Annotated in this window: 26 protein-coding genes and 1 pseudogene; 2 read left to right on the top strand and 25 right to left on the bottom strand. The window is 30.6% G+C overall.

Annotated features, from left to right (window positions below; genetic code table 11):
- Positions 1-51 precede the first annotated feature (51 nt).
- Complete coding sequence (locus tag B8978_RS07805; RefSeq protein ID WP_084115069.1) at positions 52-1,245, top strand: MFS transporter; 1,194 nt, start codon at positions 52-54, stop codon at positions 1,243-1,245.
- Positions 1,246-1,247: 2 nt separating this feature from the next.
- Positions 1,248-2,042 carry a nitroreductase family protein gene (locus B8978_RS07800; protein WP_084115068.1) on the top strand — a complete coding sequence of 265 codons (795 nt, stop codon included), beginning with the start codon at positions 1,248-1,250 and terminating at the stop codon, positions 2,040-2,042.
- A gap of 71 nt (positions 2,043-2,113) precedes the next feature.
- On the opposite strand, the gene B8978_RS07795 is transcribed toward B8978_RS07800, so the two are convergent.
- The 25 genes and pseudogenes from B8978_RS07795 to B8978_RS07680 all read right to left on the bottom strand — a co-directional run bounded on the left by B8978_RS07795 (position 2,114) and on the right by B8978_RS07680 (position 15,854).
- Positions 2,114-2,725 carry a class I SAM-dependent methyltransferase gene (locus B8978_RS07795; RefSeq protein ID WP_084115067.1) on the bottom strand — a complete coding sequence of 204 codons (612 nt, stop codon included), beginning with the start codon at positions 2,723-2,725 and terminating at the stop codon, positions 2,114-2,116.
- 74 nt (positions 2,726-2,799) lie between these two features.
- Entirely contained in the window at positions 2,800-3,879 is a 1,080-nt protein-coding gene (locus tag B8978_RS20460) for a GNAT family N-acetyltransferase (protein ID WP_084115066.1), read from the bottom strand.
- 83 nt (positions 3,880-3,962) lie between these two features.
- Positions 3,963-4,511, bottom strand: a complete 549-nt coding sequence (locus B8978_RS07785) for a GNAT family N-acetyltransferase (RefSeq protein ID WP_084115065.1) — start codon at positions 4,509-4,511, stop codon at positions 3,963-3,965.
- A 27-nt stretch (positions 4,512-4,538) separates the two neighbouring features.
- The gene (locus B8978_RS07780) at positions 4,539-4,961 is read right to left on the bottom strand and encodes a VOC family protein (RefSeq protein WP_084115064.1); all 423 of its coding nucleotides are present in this window, start codon (positions 4,959-4,961) and stop codon (positions 4,539-4,541) included.
- 108 nt (positions 4,962-5,069) lie between these two features.
- Positions 5,070-5,816, bottom strand: coding sequence for an EFR1 family ferrodoxin (locus B8978_RS07775; RefSeq protein ID WP_084115063.1), 747 nt, complete (start codon positions 5,814-5,816; stop codon positions 5,070-5,072).
- 32 nt (positions 5,817-5,848) lie between these two features.
- A pseudogene (locus B8978_RS20200) lies at positions 5,849-5,953 on the bottom strand (alpha/beta hydrolase); the annotation flags it as partial.
- Positions 5,954-5,968: 15 nt separating this feature from the next.
- Entirely contained in the window at positions 5,969-6,481 is a 513-nt protein-coding gene (locus B8978_RS07765; RefSeq protein WP_084115062.1) for a GNAT family N-acetyltransferase, read from the bottom strand.
- 5 nt (positions 6,482-6,486) lie between these two features.
- On the bottom strand, positions 6,487-6,843 hold the full coding sequence (locus B8978_RS07760) for a hypothetical protein (protein ID WP_176212641.1): 357 nt from the start codon (positions 6,841-6,843) through the stop codon (positions 6,487-6,489).
- Between the two features lie 341 nt (positions 6,844-7,184).
- Positions 7,185-7,700, bottom strand: coding sequence for a kinase (locus B8978_RS07755; RefSeq protein WP_242950509.1), 516 nt, complete (start codon positions 7,698-7,700; stop codon positions 7,185-7,187).
- Between the two features lie 130 nt (positions 7,701-7,830).
- Complete coding sequence (locus B8978_RS19795; RefSeq protein ID WP_176212618.1) at positions 7,831-7,989, bottom strand: hypothetical protein; 159 nt, start codon at positions 7,987-7,989, stop codon at positions 7,831-7,833.
- A 79-nt stretch (positions 7,990-8,068) separates the two neighbouring features.
- Entirely contained in the window at positions 8,069-8,677 is a 609-nt protein-coding gene (locus B8978_RS07750; protein ID WP_084115060.1) for a histidine phosphatase family protein, read from the bottom strand.
- A gap of 207 nt (positions 8,678-8,884) precedes the next feature.
- Positions 8,885-9,109, bottom strand: coding sequence for a hypothetical protein (locus tag B8978_RS07740; protein ID WP_084115058.1), 225 nt, complete (start codon positions 9,107-9,109; stop codon positions 8,885-8,887).
- Between the two features lie 82 nt (positions 9,110-9,191).
- A complete protein-coding gene (locus B8978_RS07735; RefSeq protein WP_084115057.1) occupies positions 9,192-9,398 on the bottom strand; it encodes a hypothetical protein in 207 nt (68 codons plus the stop codon).
- Between the two features lie 85 nt (positions 9,399-9,483).
- Positions 9,484-10,065 carry an L-2-amino-thiazoline-4-carboxylic acid hydrolase gene (locus B8978_RS07730; RefSeq protein WP_176212640.1) on the bottom strand — a complete coding sequence of 194 codons (582 nt, stop codon included), beginning with the start codon at positions 10,063-10,065 and terminating at the stop codon, positions 9,484-9,486.
- Positions 10,066-10,297: 232 nt separating this feature from the next.
- Positions 10,298-10,504, bottom strand: coding sequence for a hypothetical protein (locus B8978_RS07725; protein WP_084115055.1), 207 nt, complete (start codon positions 10,502-10,504; stop codon positions 10,298-10,300).
- Positions 10,505-10,546: 42 nt separating this feature from the next.
- Complete coding sequence (locus tag B8978_RS20390) at positions 10,547-10,678, bottom strand: hypothetical protein (protein ID WP_278326833.1); 132 nt, start codon at positions 10,676-10,678, stop codon at positions 10,547-10,549.
- 294 nt (positions 10,679-10,972) lie between these two features.
- A complete protein-coding gene (locus B8978_RS20195) occupies positions 10,973-11,179 on the bottom strand; it encodes a hypothetical protein (RefSeq protein ID WP_242950508.1) in 207 nt (68 codons plus the stop codon).
- A gap of 202 nt (positions 11,180-11,381) precedes the next feature.
- Complete coding sequence (locus tag B8978_RS07715) at positions 11,382-11,795, bottom strand: GNAT family N-acetyltransferase (protein ID WP_084115054.1); 414 nt, start codon at positions 11,793-11,795, stop codon at positions 11,382-11,384.
- Between the two features lie 118 nt (positions 11,796-11,913).
- Positions 11,914-12,408, bottom strand: a complete 495-nt coding sequence (locus B8978_RS07710; RefSeq protein ID WP_084115053.1) for a hypothetical protein — start codon at positions 12,406-12,408, stop codon at positions 11,914-11,916.
- Between the two features lie 58 nt (positions 12,409-12,466).
- The gene (locus B8978_RS07705; protein WP_242950520.1) at positions 12,467-12,676 is read right to left on the bottom strand and encodes a GNAT family N-acetyltransferase; all 210 of its coding nucleotides are present in this window, start codon (positions 12,674-12,676) and stop codon (positions 12,467-12,469) included.
- A gap of 265 nt (positions 12,677-12,941) precedes the next feature.
- Positions 12,942-13,370, bottom strand: a complete 429-nt coding sequence (locus B8978_RS07700; protein WP_242950507.1) for a group II intron maturase-specific domain-containing protein — start codon at positions 13,368-13,370, stop codon at positions 12,942-12,944.
- Positions 13,371-13,801: 431 nt separating this feature from the next.
- Positions 13,802-14,278, bottom strand: a complete 477-nt coding sequence (locus B8978_RS07695; protein ID WP_176212639.1) for a GNAT family N-acetyltransferase — start codon at positions 14,276-14,278, stop codon at positions 13,802-13,804.
- Positions 14,279-14,370: 92 nt separating this feature from the next.
- The gene (locus tag B8978_RS07690) at positions 14,371-14,826 is read right to left on the bottom strand and encodes a GNAT family N-acetyltransferase (RefSeq protein WP_084115050.1); all 456 of its coding nucleotides are present in this window, start codon (positions 14,824-14,826) and stop codon (positions 14,371-14,373) included.
- Between the two features lie 94 nt (positions 14,827-14,920).
- Positions 14,921-15,394: a cysteine hydrolase family protein gene (locus tag B8978_RS07685; protein ID WP_084115049.1), complete on the bottom strand. Its 474-nt coding sequence runs from the start codon at positions 15,392-15,394 to the stop codon at positions 14,921-14,923.
- 67 nt (positions 15,395-15,461) lie between these two features.
- A complete protein-coding gene (locus B8978_RS07680; RefSeq protein WP_084115048.1) occupies positions 15,462-15,854 on the bottom strand; it encodes a GNAT family N-acetyltransferase in 393 nt (130 codons plus the stop codon).
- Positions 15,855-15,913 lie beyond the last annotated feature (59 nt).

Here is a 15,913-nt window from a genome sequence, read left to right as displayed (position 1 = left end):
ATAATTTAATTATATACTAACCTCATAACTTATAGAAAGGATAATGTGAAAATGAATAAACAATTAAAAACTAAAAATTTTTCAAAACAATTATTAATAATATTGACTATTATATGTTCAATTGCAGTAGCTAACTTGTATTATGATCAAGTTTTACTAACTAATATATCTAAAGATTTTTCTGTATCTGCCTCATTGTCTGGTGTGTTGATTACAGCTATACAGATAGGTTACACACTAGGGCTATTATTTATAGTACCATTAGGAGATAGGTATAGTAGAAAAATACTAATAATTTTAAGTATTATTGGTTCAGCCGTATTGTTATATTTAATGACTTTAGCGTCTTCATTTAATTTAATAATAGTTATAGGGTTTCTAATGGGTCTTTCAACTGTTTCAGCACAGCTTATAATCCCATTTGTGTCATCAAATATGCCATCTGAAAAACGAGGTGCAATAGTTGGGCATTTGCTAACAGGAGTATTCCTCGGAGTTCTATTAGGTAGAGTATTTGGTGGAGTTATTGGACAATTATTGGGTTGGAGAGCAGTTCACGAAGTCGCAGCAATAATTTTATTAGTTTTAGCAGTATATTTATACTATGCACTGCCAAATGATAATATAAAGAAGGAAAGTTCATATAAAAATATTATATTATCTTTACCACCATTGTTAAAAAAAGAGAAAGTATTAAGAGAAACAATAGTTTTCGGTGCTGCTGCATTTTGTGCATTCAATATCTTTTGGGTTTCATTGTCTTTCATTTTAGGAAATCACCCATATCATTATGGTAGTGCCATGGTTGGGATGTTTGGATTTTTAGGTGTGGCTGGTGCATTAGCCGCTGGATTTACTGGGAAATTAGTCAATAGTAAAAAAGTAGGTCTGTGGAACATCTTTGCTTTAACCATCATGTTTGTATCTTTTTTACTTCTAGGTATAGGGTGGGCTAACTTTGCAATTCTCATTATTGTAACATTTACTCTAGATGTTGGTTCAAGAATGAATATGTCCTTAAATCAAGGTAGAATTTATAAACTTAATCCACAAAATCATAGCAGATTAAATTCACTTTACATGGTTGGCTATTATTTAGGCGGATCACTTGGCTCCTGGCTAGGTACATCCGTATATCACTCATTTGGTGTTGTAGGAATTACGATTGTAAGTTGTGTTGTGCTTCTACTAGCATATACATATTATTTAATTACTAATAAATTTTTAAAAAGGGAAGGAGAATAAAAATGAATTTAACAAATGTAGATCAAAATAAATGTGTTAAGTGTGGACTTTGTGTAAATGAATGTCCAGAACAAGTATTTAGACTTAGTGAAAATGGTCCTGAAGAAGTTTATCCTGAAAACTGTATTGCTTGTGGGCATTGTGTAGCTGTTTGCCCAAGAGAAGCTATGGACAACAGGAAAACACCACTATTAAATCAAATCAGCTCAACAAAATTTCCGAAATTAAGTCCTGAGGAAGCAGAGAACTTTCTTCGTTCAAGACGTTCCATTCGCTCTTATAAAAATACTCCAGTTCCAAGAGAAAAATTAATAAGCCTTGTTAATATTGCCCATTTTGCTCCTAGTGGACATAATTTGCAAGGAATATCTTATGTTATTATAGATGATAGGAAAATACTCGATAAAGCTGTTAAACTTGCTGTTGAAGCATTTGAACATGATAATTTATCAATTGACTTCACAAAACCTTATAGGGAAAAAGGAATTGATACTATTTTGCGAGGAGCACCATGTCTTGTCCTAGCAACTGCTGATGTAGATTTTATAAGAGGAAGAGAAAATTCTATTTTTTCACTAGAATATATGGAGTTATATGCACCATCACTAGGATTGGGTTCATGTTGGGCTGGAATGTTTGAAAGAATTGCCCTGAAAGACAATTCTCCATTACTTAAATTATTTAATATTCCTAAAAGCAAAAAAATTACAGGTGCTGTTATGGTAGGATACCCTAAATATGCTTATCCAAGGCTAGTAGATAGAAATCCGTTAGAATTTACTTTTATGAATATGTAATAAATAAAACAATCCCCCTAGATAATTTTGTTGTTAATACAAGATTATCTAGAGGTTAATAATTAATTACTTTATATTTTCTTGACAATATAATCAATAAATCCTTGCCTAATTTTTTCACCTTCATATATTCTTTCTAAAACCCTGTCCTCTTTGTATAATATCTCCATATCCTCAAAATACTTTTCTAGTTCCCATTCCTCAAAATATGAATGTATTACAGGAATATCATCATCCATTTGCTCATATTGATTTTCACCAATATCTACACCTTGTCCACACCGAAAATCACTTGTAGTAAGAAAATTCACAAAAAATAATCCATCTTTCTTTAATACTCGCTTCATTTCATTTATAGACTTTGAAACATCTTCTTTTGTCATATGAAATACTGAATTGTATGAATAAACAAAACTAAACGACTCATCCTCAAATTTTAATTTTCTCATATCTCCCTGCTCGATATTTAAATTTTGATTTTTTTTATTTGCATATTTATTAGCTTCTTCTAATTGATTAGTGTTAAATTCTATTCCATGTGTTAAGTATCCATATTCCGAGAATAAGCTTAATGGTGGACAATCACCCCCTGCTCCACAATCTAATACTGTCTTATTCATAGCTGTTTCATTACAGAACATGATAAACCTGTATAGTGGTATTTGTTTAAATACTTCATTCATAAATTATCTCTCCTCATATTTATATAATCAGTATAGTGCAACCGTATTGGAATTTTATATGTTGTAAAGTGTGCTCATTTAATGTATATGTTTGGTCTACCGAATGGCTTTTCAGGCAAACCATCTATAACATCTTGTATATTTTCTGCAAATCTAAGCATCTCCATGGTGGGTAAATCTGGTTTTGGAAATATTCCGTCAAAAAAATATTCGTCATATTGAGGCCTATTTTCAAAAGCCAAAATAGGTGTGTCCATAGAAAACTGTGCGTTTTTACCTTTTGTATTTCCTCTTGCATCAACTTTTATCCACTTGTTCTCTAGCATAATCGCATTATAACAATGCAAGCAATATCCTTCAGTGTCGTCATCCATCAAGGTTAAATGTTGAAAACAAAATCCTGTTGGTATACCCTGCGAGCGAAGAAGAGCGGCAAGTAAATTTGCTTTTGCGTGGCATATACCCGTTTTGTATTTTAACACATCAGAAGCGGTTGCAGTTATAATCGAAGTACTGCAATCAAAGGAGTGTGGTATCTCATCTCGTACAAATAGATAGGCAGTTTGTGCCTTTTCAACATTTGTCATATTATTGTTAAAAAGCCGTTGTGCTTTAGAAATTATCAAATCTGATTCATAATCAATGTATTCACTTTTTTCTAAAAATTCATTAAGCAAATCTAATTTCATATAAATTGAAGTATCCATTGGACTATTATTATATGATTCAATTTCGTAAAATCCAAATTTCCTATATAAATGTATAGCCCCTTCTAAGAAAGGTAGTGTATCTAAAAGCATACTTTTATAACCAATTCTTTTAGCATCCTCAATAATTATTTCCACCAGCTTATTTGCAATTTTATGTCCGCGGAATGCAGATCTAACATACAATCTCTTCATTTCACAGTTTTCACAATCTATTTTCCTTAAGGCAATACATCCAGCAACTTCATTATTAACCTTTACTATATACAACCTACCATCTGATAATCCATATTTATCTGCTAAATGTTCAAGTTCAGAATCATAATTTTGTAATTGCAAGTATTTTGCAAAACTCGAATCATTTTTAACTAGCATTTCTGTATATTCCAAAAACAATTCTTTAATTTCTCTATTATTATCATAAGCAAGCTTAATTTCTAATTCCATATTATAAGCTCCTTTCAAACTCAAGCTCAGTCAATACATACTAATTGCTTTAGTCAACTTTATTTAACATTTAAAACTATACATTAAATCATTCTTCTCATTGTGATTTCATCACGATATGTTCCATCCTTAAGTTTAAATGCATTCTTAGTAGTACCCCAAATTTCAAAACCATACTTTTTATATAAGTTTTTTGCTTTATCATTATCAGAAAACACACCAAGTTCAATCTGTTCGTACCCCATTTGTTTTGCTTGTTCAAGCATTTCTCTAATCAATTCATTTCCTATACCATTATTCCAGTATTTTTCTTTTATAGAAATTCCAAACCCTGCCCGATGTTCAAGTTTAATATGGTCTCTTATGCAACTAATACCTGCATTACCTGCAAGTTCGTTATTAACAAATGCTGCAATCATAATATTTTTATTACTATTCAGACTATCTTTAAGAATCTCTATTTCTTTATCAATAGTAATATTAATTTCTTCAGGATATCTAACCATAAAATGCGTTTCTTCTGATGTCATTTTCAAATATTCAATCATTTTCTCTGCGTCCTGCTCATTTGGGCTTCTTAAAATACACGTTGTGCCATTTTTTAACCTTACTTGTTTTTCTTCAAATTTCATTACAATTACCTCACAAATTAAAATTTTTTACTTAATTCTTTTAAACATTGGATGATCTTCATTAAACTCAACTAAGTCCCATAAGTTACCATATAAATCTTTAAATACCGCCACTGTTCCATAATCCTGTTCTTTAGGTTCTCTAACAAATTCTATTCCTATTTTTATCATTTCATTATAATCACGCCAGAAATCATCAGTTCCTAAGAAAAGAAAAACTCGTCCGCCTGCTTGGTTTCCTATAAAACTCTCTTGTTTAGGCTTAGCTGCTCTTGCGAGTAATATTGTTGTTCCATTTGAACCTGGTGGAGATACTACTACCCATCTTTTCTCTTGCTCAGGTTGATATGTATCTTCTACCAATGTAAAATGAAGTTTTTTTGTGTAAAAGTCAATTGCTTCATCATAATCTTTTACTACTAAGGCAATATGTACAACTGATTGAATCATGTTTTTTCCCCCTTATTCTATTAAAATTAATACCGTAATTAACTAATAAATAAAATACCTTTGTCACTATATAAATTATATTATAAAAGTCAGTACAAGCCTATCTTTTTACATTGGACATCTATAACGAACTTTGCCGACACTGTTTTTTCCATACTCAATGGCTCCCATGGGGCATTTGCAGATACATGCCATGCAATGAGTACATTCCTTTCCCCAGACAGGTTTGTTTCCTTTTAGACGAATATTATTAAGTGGACATTCTTTCATGCATAAACCACATCCTATACATTTATCGTCTGCTGTAAACTTATCTGCTTTTACAATGAATGAATAAAACGCTGTATTTACAATAGAACTATTGAGATAATCAATAATATTACTCTGCACATCAGGAAATACCTTTTCTTTATGAATCATTTCTGCAATCTTGCTAATTACAGGATTTGCATTCTCAATAATCTTCCTCGAAGTAGATTCCTCGGGTGCATCATACATGGCTATATAATTCTCTGGCATGACAATACAACTTACACCCATATATTGAAAGCTTTTTCTTTTGCAGATTTGTTTTATATATTTTTTTGCATTTCCAATGCTTGTACCACAATCCATAACAAAATAGGCATTTTCAGCACCTTGGAATCTGGTTTTGGCAATCCATTCTTCAACTATTTTTGGAATTCTCCATGCATAGGTTGGCACGACGAAAACTAATCTGCCGTCTGCATTTATTTCTGATGCATCATTGGCCTTAATTCTTTCATTCATTGAAACAAGGCTATCCCCAGTAAGTTCTGCTATTCGTTTAGCAATATATTCACTATTTCCTGTTCCTGTAAAATATAAAATCATTGAAATCTACCTTTCTTCGTCTTTTATTCTTCCTGCATATCAAGAATTGGTGACTGAAATAAACCTTTCTTTATTGGAAGATTTTTATATGCAAGCAAACTGAAATATGCACCAAGACTACATGCAAATAAATTTATAGCGTATCTATACACTTATAGATAAATCCAATATCTTTGTTTTACTTTTCCATCCTCGACAACTTCATTTTCCAAATCCCCACCGTTTTTAATAATAGTGTTAGCTGATGCAACATTACTTTTAAAACAAGTAATCAAAACCTTTAAGATCCCTAGTTTTTTACATTCTTCCAACGCTAAAGCAAGCATTTTTGTTGCATATCCTTTTTGACGTTCACTTGGTCTAATTCCATATCCAATATTACCACCGTATTCTGCTAAATATTCATTTAGATAATGCCTAATATCTATTGAACCTATTAAATATTTTGAATCATCATCAACTAAGAAGTATATGTCATAAGGAACTATTCCATTTGGCAAATTTATACCTTTTGAGTTATTATTAGTTTCAATTAAAAATTCCTCAAAAGTATTAGCATTACCTTTCATTGCTAGAGGAGTTAATTTTTCTTCATTTTCTTTAAACTCACTAATAAAGCTTTCCCATTCACATTTATAATTACTGGTTAATTTAATAAGCTTCATTTCCACTACTCCTTTTCTATTTTCATCATTTTAATGCAAATTAGGATTGTCCCTAAACCATACCCAAACGGCGCTAAATACCATATATTTTCATTTATAAATACCGTCCCTAAAAAACCAATTAAATAAAGAGTGCCACATACAATGACTATTATCTTCATCATTGAATTCTGTTTATTGTCATGATTGATTGCAACACCTACAGATAGAAATGCTAATCCCATGAAAAATCCCCATGCTAAATAATCTGCTATTAACTTTTTCGTTACTGTTATATTAATTATATGTGCAAGTCCCGTTAATGAACAAGTACACGACATAAGTACAAGCTTGGGATTTATTAAACTTCTTATTATCCTCATTTTATGATTGTCTATTTACTCATAAAGTCCTTCAATTGGTTTCCCGCTTTTCCCGCTTGTTCCAATGACTCGTGGCCATTTATTAGTTTCTATTATCGTTGTAGCGTTTATATTACCTAAATGAGCATAAAAATGTGCAATAATTCATCTCTTGAAAGCGTTTTTTCGCTTTCAATGTCTAAAGAATTTAAGTTTGGTTCATGAAAATCAGGTTCTGTGTACTCGTTTGGATTGATGTACCATTGATCGCAGGAATGTAACATATGATTTTTATGGAATTTATTAATTGGTATCCCATAATTGCACCTCCGTAAAATATAAATAATCTGAACTATAAATTACTATTTGTTATTTACTTTATAACAATCTTCATAGATTCTATCCACTATTTCATTTAAACTTAATTCTTTGTGCAAGCATACTTCTGGAATGATACCTAATAAATCTTGTTCATTCCACCATTCTCTCAGTTCCTTTTCTCCAAATTCATGTGCATTAGGCTTTTGTTTATGGCGATTTAAAGTTTCTTCAAAAGGTATATCAAAGTAATATGCAAAAATTTCATTGTTGAATTCGTCTAGTAAATTTTCAAATAAATTTTTATACCACTTTGAATTTAAAATGCCTTCTAAAATTACAATATTACAATGGCTTTTTCCGTATAGCGCAAGTTCAAATAATAACTTACTTGCTTCTGGCTTGGGTCCATCTTTCACAAATAACATTTCTCTTCTAACGGCATCTTGTGAAATTAGCATTGTACCATGTCCAAATTTTCTTTGTAAAGCTTTGCCTGTAGTGGTCTTACCACTTCCAGAATTACCTCTTAGTATTATTAAATTTGTCACTTCATTCACCTAATAACTCCCCTTCTGAATTAACTAAAGTACCATTTATAATAATCAACCTTAAATCACTATTTATACTACTCAATCTTAAATCGGAATTTATTAAACTTCTTATTTAATTCATATAACATTCAACAATTTATGCAGGTTCATATTTATCAGTAATGTACCAATTAGAACCTGTCCTTTTTACAGTAAGTGTTATAGGAACATCTTTCGAACCTCCTACACTTTTACCAGTAGCATCTTTTATCATAACAGAATAAGTCATCTTAACATAAACTATGTCTTTTTTCACACTTTGTGAATCTTCTTTTAAACTAAAATCTACCTTAAAAGGTTTTTATAACAAACACATCCTTTAGCTTTGAAATTTGTTACACTGCATTATTTTCTTCATAGCGCTTAATTCCCCACCAGTTTGGAAGTAACTCTTCTAATCTAATAGTTTCTCTCTTTTTGTAATCAACCATAATCTCTATGTCTTTATTCTTAAATGAAAGTTGCATCAAAAATTCTCTACAAGCTCCACATGGCATTCCACCTACACCTGATGTATGTGCATATCCAAATGCAGATTCATAATAGTTTATAATTGTACTCAGTGCAGTTCCATGTGTCCCTATAACTATCTTTTTTCCATAAAATTTCTTTAAAACCTTTTTCAGTGCTTTTATGTTTCGTTCTTGTACCTCATTCAAACTTTCTCCATCTGATAGCTTAAAATTAAAGTCTTCCCACTGCCTTTGAGAAAATCCATGAAAATCTTCTGTCCAACAACTATCAACTTTTCTTTCTCTAAAATCTTCAACTAATTCAACCTTCATATTGTTTGTTTCAACAAATGGTTTTATTGTATCTATTGCTCTTCTGTATGGGCTTGACAATGCAGCCTCTATTCCCTTATCTGTTAACGATCTACTTGCATCATCATGAACAGAATAATCTGGTTCAGCATGTCTAATAAAGTATACTACTGTTTTCATATATCCTCCTAAATTTTAAAAGAACTATCTGTACTTTATACATGATATATTGGTAAATCTTCACCTTCAAATCACTATTTATAATACTCAATCTTAAATTGGAATTCACTTGGAGGTACTTATCCGGAACATAACATAAATTAGGATTATCACTTAGAGCTGCCGCACGATACATATCTTCCTCCAAAAATACTTTACTTACATATCTTATTGCAATTGTGCATTGTTTGACTGCTGCGAGACAGATGTCCATTGTATGCATTTTTTAGAAATAAATTTCAGTGCCGAACCATTTGATTTTACAGCAGCCATGCAGTGTTCTGGAGCTAAATCAACATTTTCAATATAATAATATGCATTTATGTTCAAAAGTCTAATTATCTCTTTTTCTGAAAGGTTTTTTGAAATTTTAATAAGTCGTTCCTCTGACACTATTTCACCACTTTCTTAAAGTTAATTCAATTATACATTCCTCTAAATTAATATTTATCCATTAAATATAACTAATTCCTAATTAATCTTTTTCAATAAAAATTAATGATATAATATAATCTCTTTGAAAATTATGTGCATTTTGACCTTCTTGCCATTCCTTAAATTTGCCATTTTTATATTTTCTATAAGCCTCTAATCTATCTTTTGGATCTCCGCCACAAGCAAGATGTATTTTATACTTTTTATAGTCTAGCTCATTTATATTTAAAATTTCATTTAATTTCATACTATGTAAACACTCCAATCATGTAAATTACTATTTGTAATATTCATTATATACAGCTTAAAAGAATGCATATTAATTTACTGGCCTATATCCCGTTTATTTTATTTCTATTCAAAAAGCAAAAATCACAGCAATTATTCCCTGTCCCCAATGTCCCTGTGCGAATAAACTTTATTTTTTTCATTGAGCCATAAATCACATGGTCTACATCACAAAATATTTTGCAAAGTTCAGGGCAGTTATTCTCTACGCAGGCATCATACCAGAGACATTTAGTTATATTATATTTTACTGATATGCTGTCATTTTTTATCACTTCAGTTACCCAATTATCACTCTTACTAATTACATTAAGCATTATCTTTCTAAACATATAAAAGAAACCAGGTATGAATTTCAGCATTGAATACTGTTTGTTCAATTTTGGTCCAACAATAGTAAGCATGTACTTTTCAACCGTATCATATGCTTTTTTCTGTTCACCTAACTCCTCTTTCAATACCTTATATAATGCAATCCTTGGAAGGATTGTTTTGTTCAATGTTATCATCTGATTATTACTTTTTCCTGTCGTCAGTTCCAGTATTGTTTGTAATTTTTTCTGTTGTATATCATAAATTTTATTTCCTAAACTCTGACCAAATTCATTTATCAAAAATTGTTGCATAATGTTTCTTCCTTCTTTCACAATAATGTAAATAATCCGTATTACAAATTGGAAGTTATATAGTATAATTAACATCTATTCGAAAAGAAATCCAGAATAGAGACTTCTTTTTTTATCAAATAATTTCAAATCCCTCTTTCAATATCTCCTCTTTTTAGCTTTTCAGAAATGTTTTGTAGCGTTAATATTAATACAAAACTTTCATCCCATTGTTTCTTCAAGTGATGAATAATTATTGCATGCTTATCTTTTCTTTATATTCCGATGAATCATTAGGAACTTGAAAATTTATATTATTACTAGTAGCGACAACACATAAAAACCCATCTTCTGTGAATTTCATCCAAACTATATCATACTCATCTTTGAGAATATTTTTTTCTTTGATTTCTTTATATAAATTATTTTCAAAAGATTCTCTTTCTATGGTCGAATTCATCTATAGTAATCCTAAACACTCATTAGTTTAATCAATAATCTCTTAAATTTTTTTAGCCTTTAATTCTGCTTGTTCCTCTGCTTTATCAAACCTAGTGTGCTTATCATAATGGACAGAGCTATATGCTCCAATTGGTCTTGAAGTCTCAAGAAGAAATTCCATTGCTTTTTCCACTTTATATTATCCTCCTCCACAAATTTTGATTTGTACATTTCATTGTTTGAAAATTTTTTTCATAATTTAATAATAATCAACCCGATAAATTGCTATTTATATTACTCAACCTTAAATTAGAATTCCCTTAAGTGACATCACATAAATCTGACATGGATTCTATTTATCCCAAAGTGTGGGAAAACACTCAAACTCTTTAAATCCAAGCTTCTTATAGAAGGCTATTTTTCTATCTTATTCCTCATAACAACCGTCTTTTCTTGCATATATAAATAGCCATGTTCTTTAGCATAATCATAACAATGTTGAAACAGATTCTTGCCAATTTTTTTCTATGTAATTCTTTAATACAGCAAATCCTCTTGCGAGTTCATCTTTTACATCAGCCCAGAAGTGCAGATCTTTACTTTGCTGAATATATTTCTTAGTACTTTCTGGCAATCCAAACCAATCTGGTAAATTATTTAGTATTTCTTTTGCTATTTTTTCTTCTTGGCTCAACTAAAAACATTTTACCAAAACTTAAATCAATTTTCTCTTTGCCTTAACTTTATTTTCTATGGTAACTTATGGTGATTTATGATATGTAAATTGAATTTTTCAATAATCGTAACCTCGATAAATTTATCATTATGTTCATTTTTCCCATTTAATAACGTACTCTATTTCATCAGTATTTTCATCCACTTGCTCTGTAGAAATTTTAAAGAGTTTTAGTAAAATAATAGCGTTTCCCCGTGACAGGATAGTTTTCTAATTCAAACACTTCCTTGTATCCATGCTTTTTGTAAAATTCAGGTGCTTGAAAACTAAAAGTATCTAAAAATGAATACTTGCAACCACGCTCTTTCGCAGTTTTTTCTGCCTGGTTTAAAATATTACTTCCAATGTTATGTCCCCTTAATTCTTCACTTACCCATAGAAATTTTATAAATAACCAATTACCATGTGTATTTCCAATTAGACCAGCAAATTTTTTGCCTGTTTCATCTCGTAAATAAACACCTAAATCCTTGGGTTTTTTATCTTCAATTCTGGCTAAATTATATTCTAATAAACCTTGAAAAATAACATCTTCATCTTGTTTTTTTATTTCATCAGTAATCTCAATTTCCATTTTAACTCTATGCCTCCTTTGTTGCCATTCAAATACAGATAAATTACTATTTATGTTATTCAATCTTAAAATTAGGATTTATTAAACTTCTTATTATCCTCATTTTATGATTGTCTATTTACTCATAAAGTCCTTCAGTTGGTTTCCCGCTTATTCCAATGACTCGCGGCCATTTATTAGTTTCTATTATCGTTGTAGCGTTTATATTACCTAAATGAGCATAAAAATGGCGAATTTGCGAAATAATCAAACCTAATCGGTTGGATTTACAGCCCAATGGAATGTCATATAACATTTCATCCGTTAATGTATCTAGATAGTTCATGATTTTCGTCTTAATGCTGCCAAGATATTGCAATAATTCATCTCTTGAAAGCGTTTTTTCGCTTTCAATGTCTAAAGAATTTAAGTTTGGTTCGTGAAAATCAGGTTCTGTGTACTCGTTTGGATTGATGTACCATTGATCGCAGGAATGTAACATATGATATACATGTTTCCATATAGGCATATCACAAAGAATAAAATCAAGATTACACGTTTTCAACATAATATTTGCATTTGTAAACAAAACCTCTGTATTAAGTTTTATGGCATTTATTAATTCGGATCCCATAATTGCACCTCCGTAAAATATAAATAATCTGAACTACAAATTTGAATTTGCATATACGCTATAGTATCTTTGAAAAAAGGTACGCTCTTTTTTCGAAGCCAATTGATTCATAGAATTTATGAGCACCTTCTCTTTGAAAACCTGAATCCAGTTCAAACCTTTTGCAACCTAACTCTTTAGCTATTTGACAAGGTTTATCGATTAAACCTTGTCCTATCCCTTTTCCTCTATTTTTCTCATCTACAATCATTCCATAATCATATGCAATAATTCCTTCTTTCCAAAAGTTATTTGCAATATAAAATGCTGAAAATCCAATTACATATAAATTCCCTCAAAATCATTAATACAACTTGTTCTTATCTCCATCATACTTCCTCCTAAAATCCCTATTTTTTCTCTACTACAATTAGATTTTTGAATTTGAAAATCATCCATACAATCGAGTAGACTTACACCTCACAATATAAGCCCCTCACAGAATCCGTACGTGCGGCTTTCCCGCATACGGTTCCTCATAATAACATTCACAGTTAAAACAATTTACAATATATCTTTGGTTTCGCTAAAGAATAATATTTCAACATTTCTGTATATCCACCCCAGTTGTAGCTTTTCATATCGCTTCGTCTATTAAGTGTCTTACATAAAAATTGCTTTACTCTATGAAGAAAGTTTGTTATACTCTTGCCATTGAAAGATACACCATAGTACCTATAATGTCCAACCAGTTTGAGATTTAATACCTTTATCATATTCTTAACTGGCACAGTTCTATTCTCGTAAAGCCACTTTTTGATATCTTTTAGCTTTTGTCTAAATTTCTTACTGCTTGTTTGTAGCATGACACACGGATACCCTCTACGACTTTTTCCGCAGTAAAACGTAAAGCCTAGGAAATCATCTGTTTTTCTTGTATTTGCTGATATTTCTGCTATTCTTTCTAATTTTGTTTCAATCAATTCATCTGTCCATGAGTACAGATGATGCGTCCTCAGAAAGATTGTTATTCTGTAGTACCCTTCCCTCCACTGGCATTACCCAATCTCAGCGGTACTACGAGACTATCCGACTGCCTGTCGTTCTTTGACATTCTCCGTTTTATTGTTGTTTGTCATACCTATTACTAAGAAACAACAGGCTCTCCCAAGTTGATAATTAACCATCATGTAAAGCATGATTGGCCCTTTGACCCCGCAGTGCCACATAGTTCTTGCCATTACGACCTACGTGATGTTGCTTTCCGCACCAATTAAGACGTCAGCCCACTGATATACAAAATTTGGAGGCTCAATAGCATTTCAACCCTACTTTCTCGCTGTCTACGTTTAGCTGGGCGCACAATTGGAATTTGCAAACATAAGGATTATGCTCATGCAATATATTATATAAATTAATTATGATATTCAAATTCAATTTGACAATAATCGTAACCTCTCTTAACTATTCTTTTTTGAGTAGTAAATTTAAATCCATTCCTTTTATAAAATCTTATTGCACTATCATTTGATTCTAATACCCATAAAATAATTTTACAATTGCTGTATTCTTTTTTTATAAAGTTAATTGCTTGGGTACCATACCCATTCTCTCTATATTCTTTAAGAAAATATATGCTTTCAATTTCACACATATTTTTAGGTTCCAAGGATATTTTAATAATTCCAATAGCGACATTTTGTACCAGAATCAAATAATATCTACTTCTCTTATTTTCAAGTGCCTCTATGCATTCTTGTTTACGTTTTTCTGGAGTGTCTTGATTTATATACTCAGCTGAAAATACGTCTCTATAGGCATCTTTCCATGCTGTTGAATGTACCTTACCAACTATATCAGCATGAGAATCATTTACCTCAATAATTTTCACAATAACTTCTCCTTGTCTTTTTTATAGTATGGTATATAAGTGATCTTAGATATAAATTACTATTTATATTACTCAAAACCTTAAGTTGAAATTTATCGTTGCATAAGAAAATGTACTACCCTAACATTTCCATCCATATCTGTGTCATCTACTATAAAACCACACTTTTTTGTATAAAAATTTATATTTTCCTCTTTGTCTGCTGGTGTTATAAGTGTTATTTTATTCCAGTCTGTATAATAATCCATCATATATTTAATTGATTGTGTTCCAATACCTTTACCTTGATACTGTGGAATCACACAAAGACATCCGAGATAATATTCTCCTTCCCCTCTATTGGCAACTGAAATAACTCCAACGGGAATATCATCACAACAAATAATAAGTTTAGGAAATTTTTCAATAGATACTCTCATGCTTTTTCTTGTCCTCCCATAAGCAGGGCATTCTCCGTATCTAATATAATCATCATAGAATGATGCATTATAAATTTCTATTAACATGTCTGCATCTTCTTTTTTTGCTTTAATATATTTTAAGTTCAAAACTCTCTATTCCTCCATTTATTCTTTTTTATAATTTTTCTTGAAGCTATATTATCTATGTTATAACAGATAAATTACTATTACTTATTATTGTTTATGAAGTAAATATCACACCCTTAGCCTCTAATTTCCTCTTTGTTTTTTTGAACTTACTATAATTTCCTATGCCAATAAGTGATTCATTAAATAAAATTTTATATTGATTAGTTATTCCTTCAATAGCTGAAGCTCTTACGCAATAATTACCATCTACGCCGACTAACTCAAGTTCACTTGCCTTTATCTTTTGCAAATACTCCAATAACTTTTTATTAGAAAAACAACTTGCACTTCTTTTTTCAAACACGTTATTAGATATAACAGAGAGTCCCTTAACTAGCCTTTTAGGCTTTCCTACAATTTCCCAAAAGAATCTATTTACAATATAAATCACAGATTCATTAGGATATTCCAAAATTTTATCGTTGATGCAATGTATCAGTTCCTTAGCCTTATAAGGATACATTTTTATATTTCGAGAATCTCCTACATAATCTTCCTGCATATCAATAACTAATAAACATTTCATTAAATCGCCTCTTCAAATCACTATTTATGATATTCAATCTTAAATCGAAATTTATTAAACTTTTTATTTAATTCATAAAAATTAAATTTGCATAAACACTGTTTTCTGGTTCACCATTTTTTATGTATTCTGCTGAAACAGTTTTTCTATAAAACTGCTCTGCTTCACTAACCCATCCTATAATAGCATATCCATATCCATATTCCCTCATAGCTTCTAATGTCCGTAATAATAATAAAGTACCTATATTTTTGCCTCTATCTGAAGTGAGCACACCTATTGGCCCAAAGAATCCTTTTGCTGAAGCATCATAACATGCAAATCCTAATAATTTTCCTTCTTTTGTTGCAATAAAACATTTTCCAGGACTCTGCATCAAGGATTGCTCAACCTCATAAGCCCAATTTGCTTGAAAATTTTCATGAACAAAATTTAATATCTCCTCTTTAAATTTGCTCATTGACTAATACCCCCATTACTTGTATTTTTTATTATATCATTTACGCTTCTCACTAAATT

This window comes from Clostridium acidisoli DSM 12555 (genome assembly GCF_900176305.1).
Classification (GTDB): Bacteria; Bacillota; Clostridia; order Clostridiales; family Clostridiaceae; genus Clostridium_I; species Clostridium_I acidisoli.
This window is presented reverse-complemented; position numbering and strand designations above follow the sequence as displayed.

Bases quoted from the DNA above. Each gene is read 5' to 3' on its own strand.
- B8978_RS07710 (WP_084115053.1), bottom strand. From the start codon at position 12,408: ATGGGATCCGAATTAATAAATGCCATAAAACTTAATACAGAGGTTTTG.
- B8978_RS07750 (WP_084115060.1), bottom strand. From the start codon at position 8,677: ATGAAAACAGTAGTATACTTTATTAGACATGCTGAACCAGATTATTCT.
- B8978_RS07785 (WP_084115065.1), bottom strand. From the start codon at position 4,511: ATGAAATTTGAAGAAAAACAAGTAAGGTTAAAAAATGGCACAACGTGT.
- B8978_RS07780 (WP_084115064.1), bottom strand. From the start codon at position 4,961: ATGATTCAATCAGTTGTACATATTGCCTTAGTAGTAAAAGATTATGAT.
- B8978_RS07795 (WP_084115067.1), bottom strand. From the start codon at position 2,725: ATGAATGAAGTATTTAAACAAATACCACTATACAGGTTTATCATGTTC.
- B8978_RS07805 (WP_084115069.1), top strand. From the start codon at position 52: ATGAATAAACAATTAAAAACTAAAAATTTTTCAAAACAATTATTAATA.
- B8978_RS07730 (WP_176212640.1), bottom strand. From the start codon at position 10,065: ATGCAACAATTTTTGATAAATGAATTTGGTCAGAGTTTAGGAAATAAA.
- B8978_RS07735 (WP_084115057.1), bottom strand. From the start codon at position 9,398: ATGAAATTAAATGAAATTTTAAATATAAATGAGCTAGACTATAAAAAG.
- B8978_RS07685 (WP_084115049.1), bottom strand. From the start codon at position 15,394: ATGAAATGTTTATTAGTTATTGATATGCAGGAAGATTATGTAGGAGAT.
- B8978_RS07680 (WP_084115048.1), bottom strand. From the start codon at position 15,854: ATGAGCAAATTTAAAGAGGAGATATTAAATTTTGTTCATGAAAATTTT.
- B8978_RS07765 (WP_084115062.1), bottom strand. From the start codon at position 6,481: ATGAAGCTTATTAAATTAACCAGTAATTATAAATGTGAATGGGAAAGC.
- B8978_RS07775 (WP_084115063.1), bottom strand. From the start codon at position 5,816: ATGATTTTATATTTTACAGGAACAGGAAATAGTGAATATATTGCTAAA.
- B8978_RS07760 (WP_176212641.1), bottom strand. From the start codon at position 6,843: ATGAGGATAATAAGAAGTTTAATAAATCCCAAGCTTGTACTTATGTCG.
- B8978_RS07725 (WP_084115055.1), bottom strand. From the start codon at position 10,504: ATGAATTCGACCATAGAAAGAGAATCTTTTGAAAATAATTTATATAAA.
- B8978_RS07800 (WP_084115068.1), top strand. From the start codon at position 1,248: ATGAATTTAACAAATGTAGATCAAAATAAATGTGTTAAGTGTGGACTT.
- B8978_RS07715 (WP_084115054.1), bottom strand. From the start codon at position 11,795: ATGGAAATTGAGATTACTGATGAAATAAAAAAACAAGATGAAGATGTT.
- B8978_RS20460 (WP_084115066.1), bottom strand. From the start codon at position 3,879: ATGGAATTAGAAATTAAGCTTGCTTATGATAATAATAGAGAAATTAAA.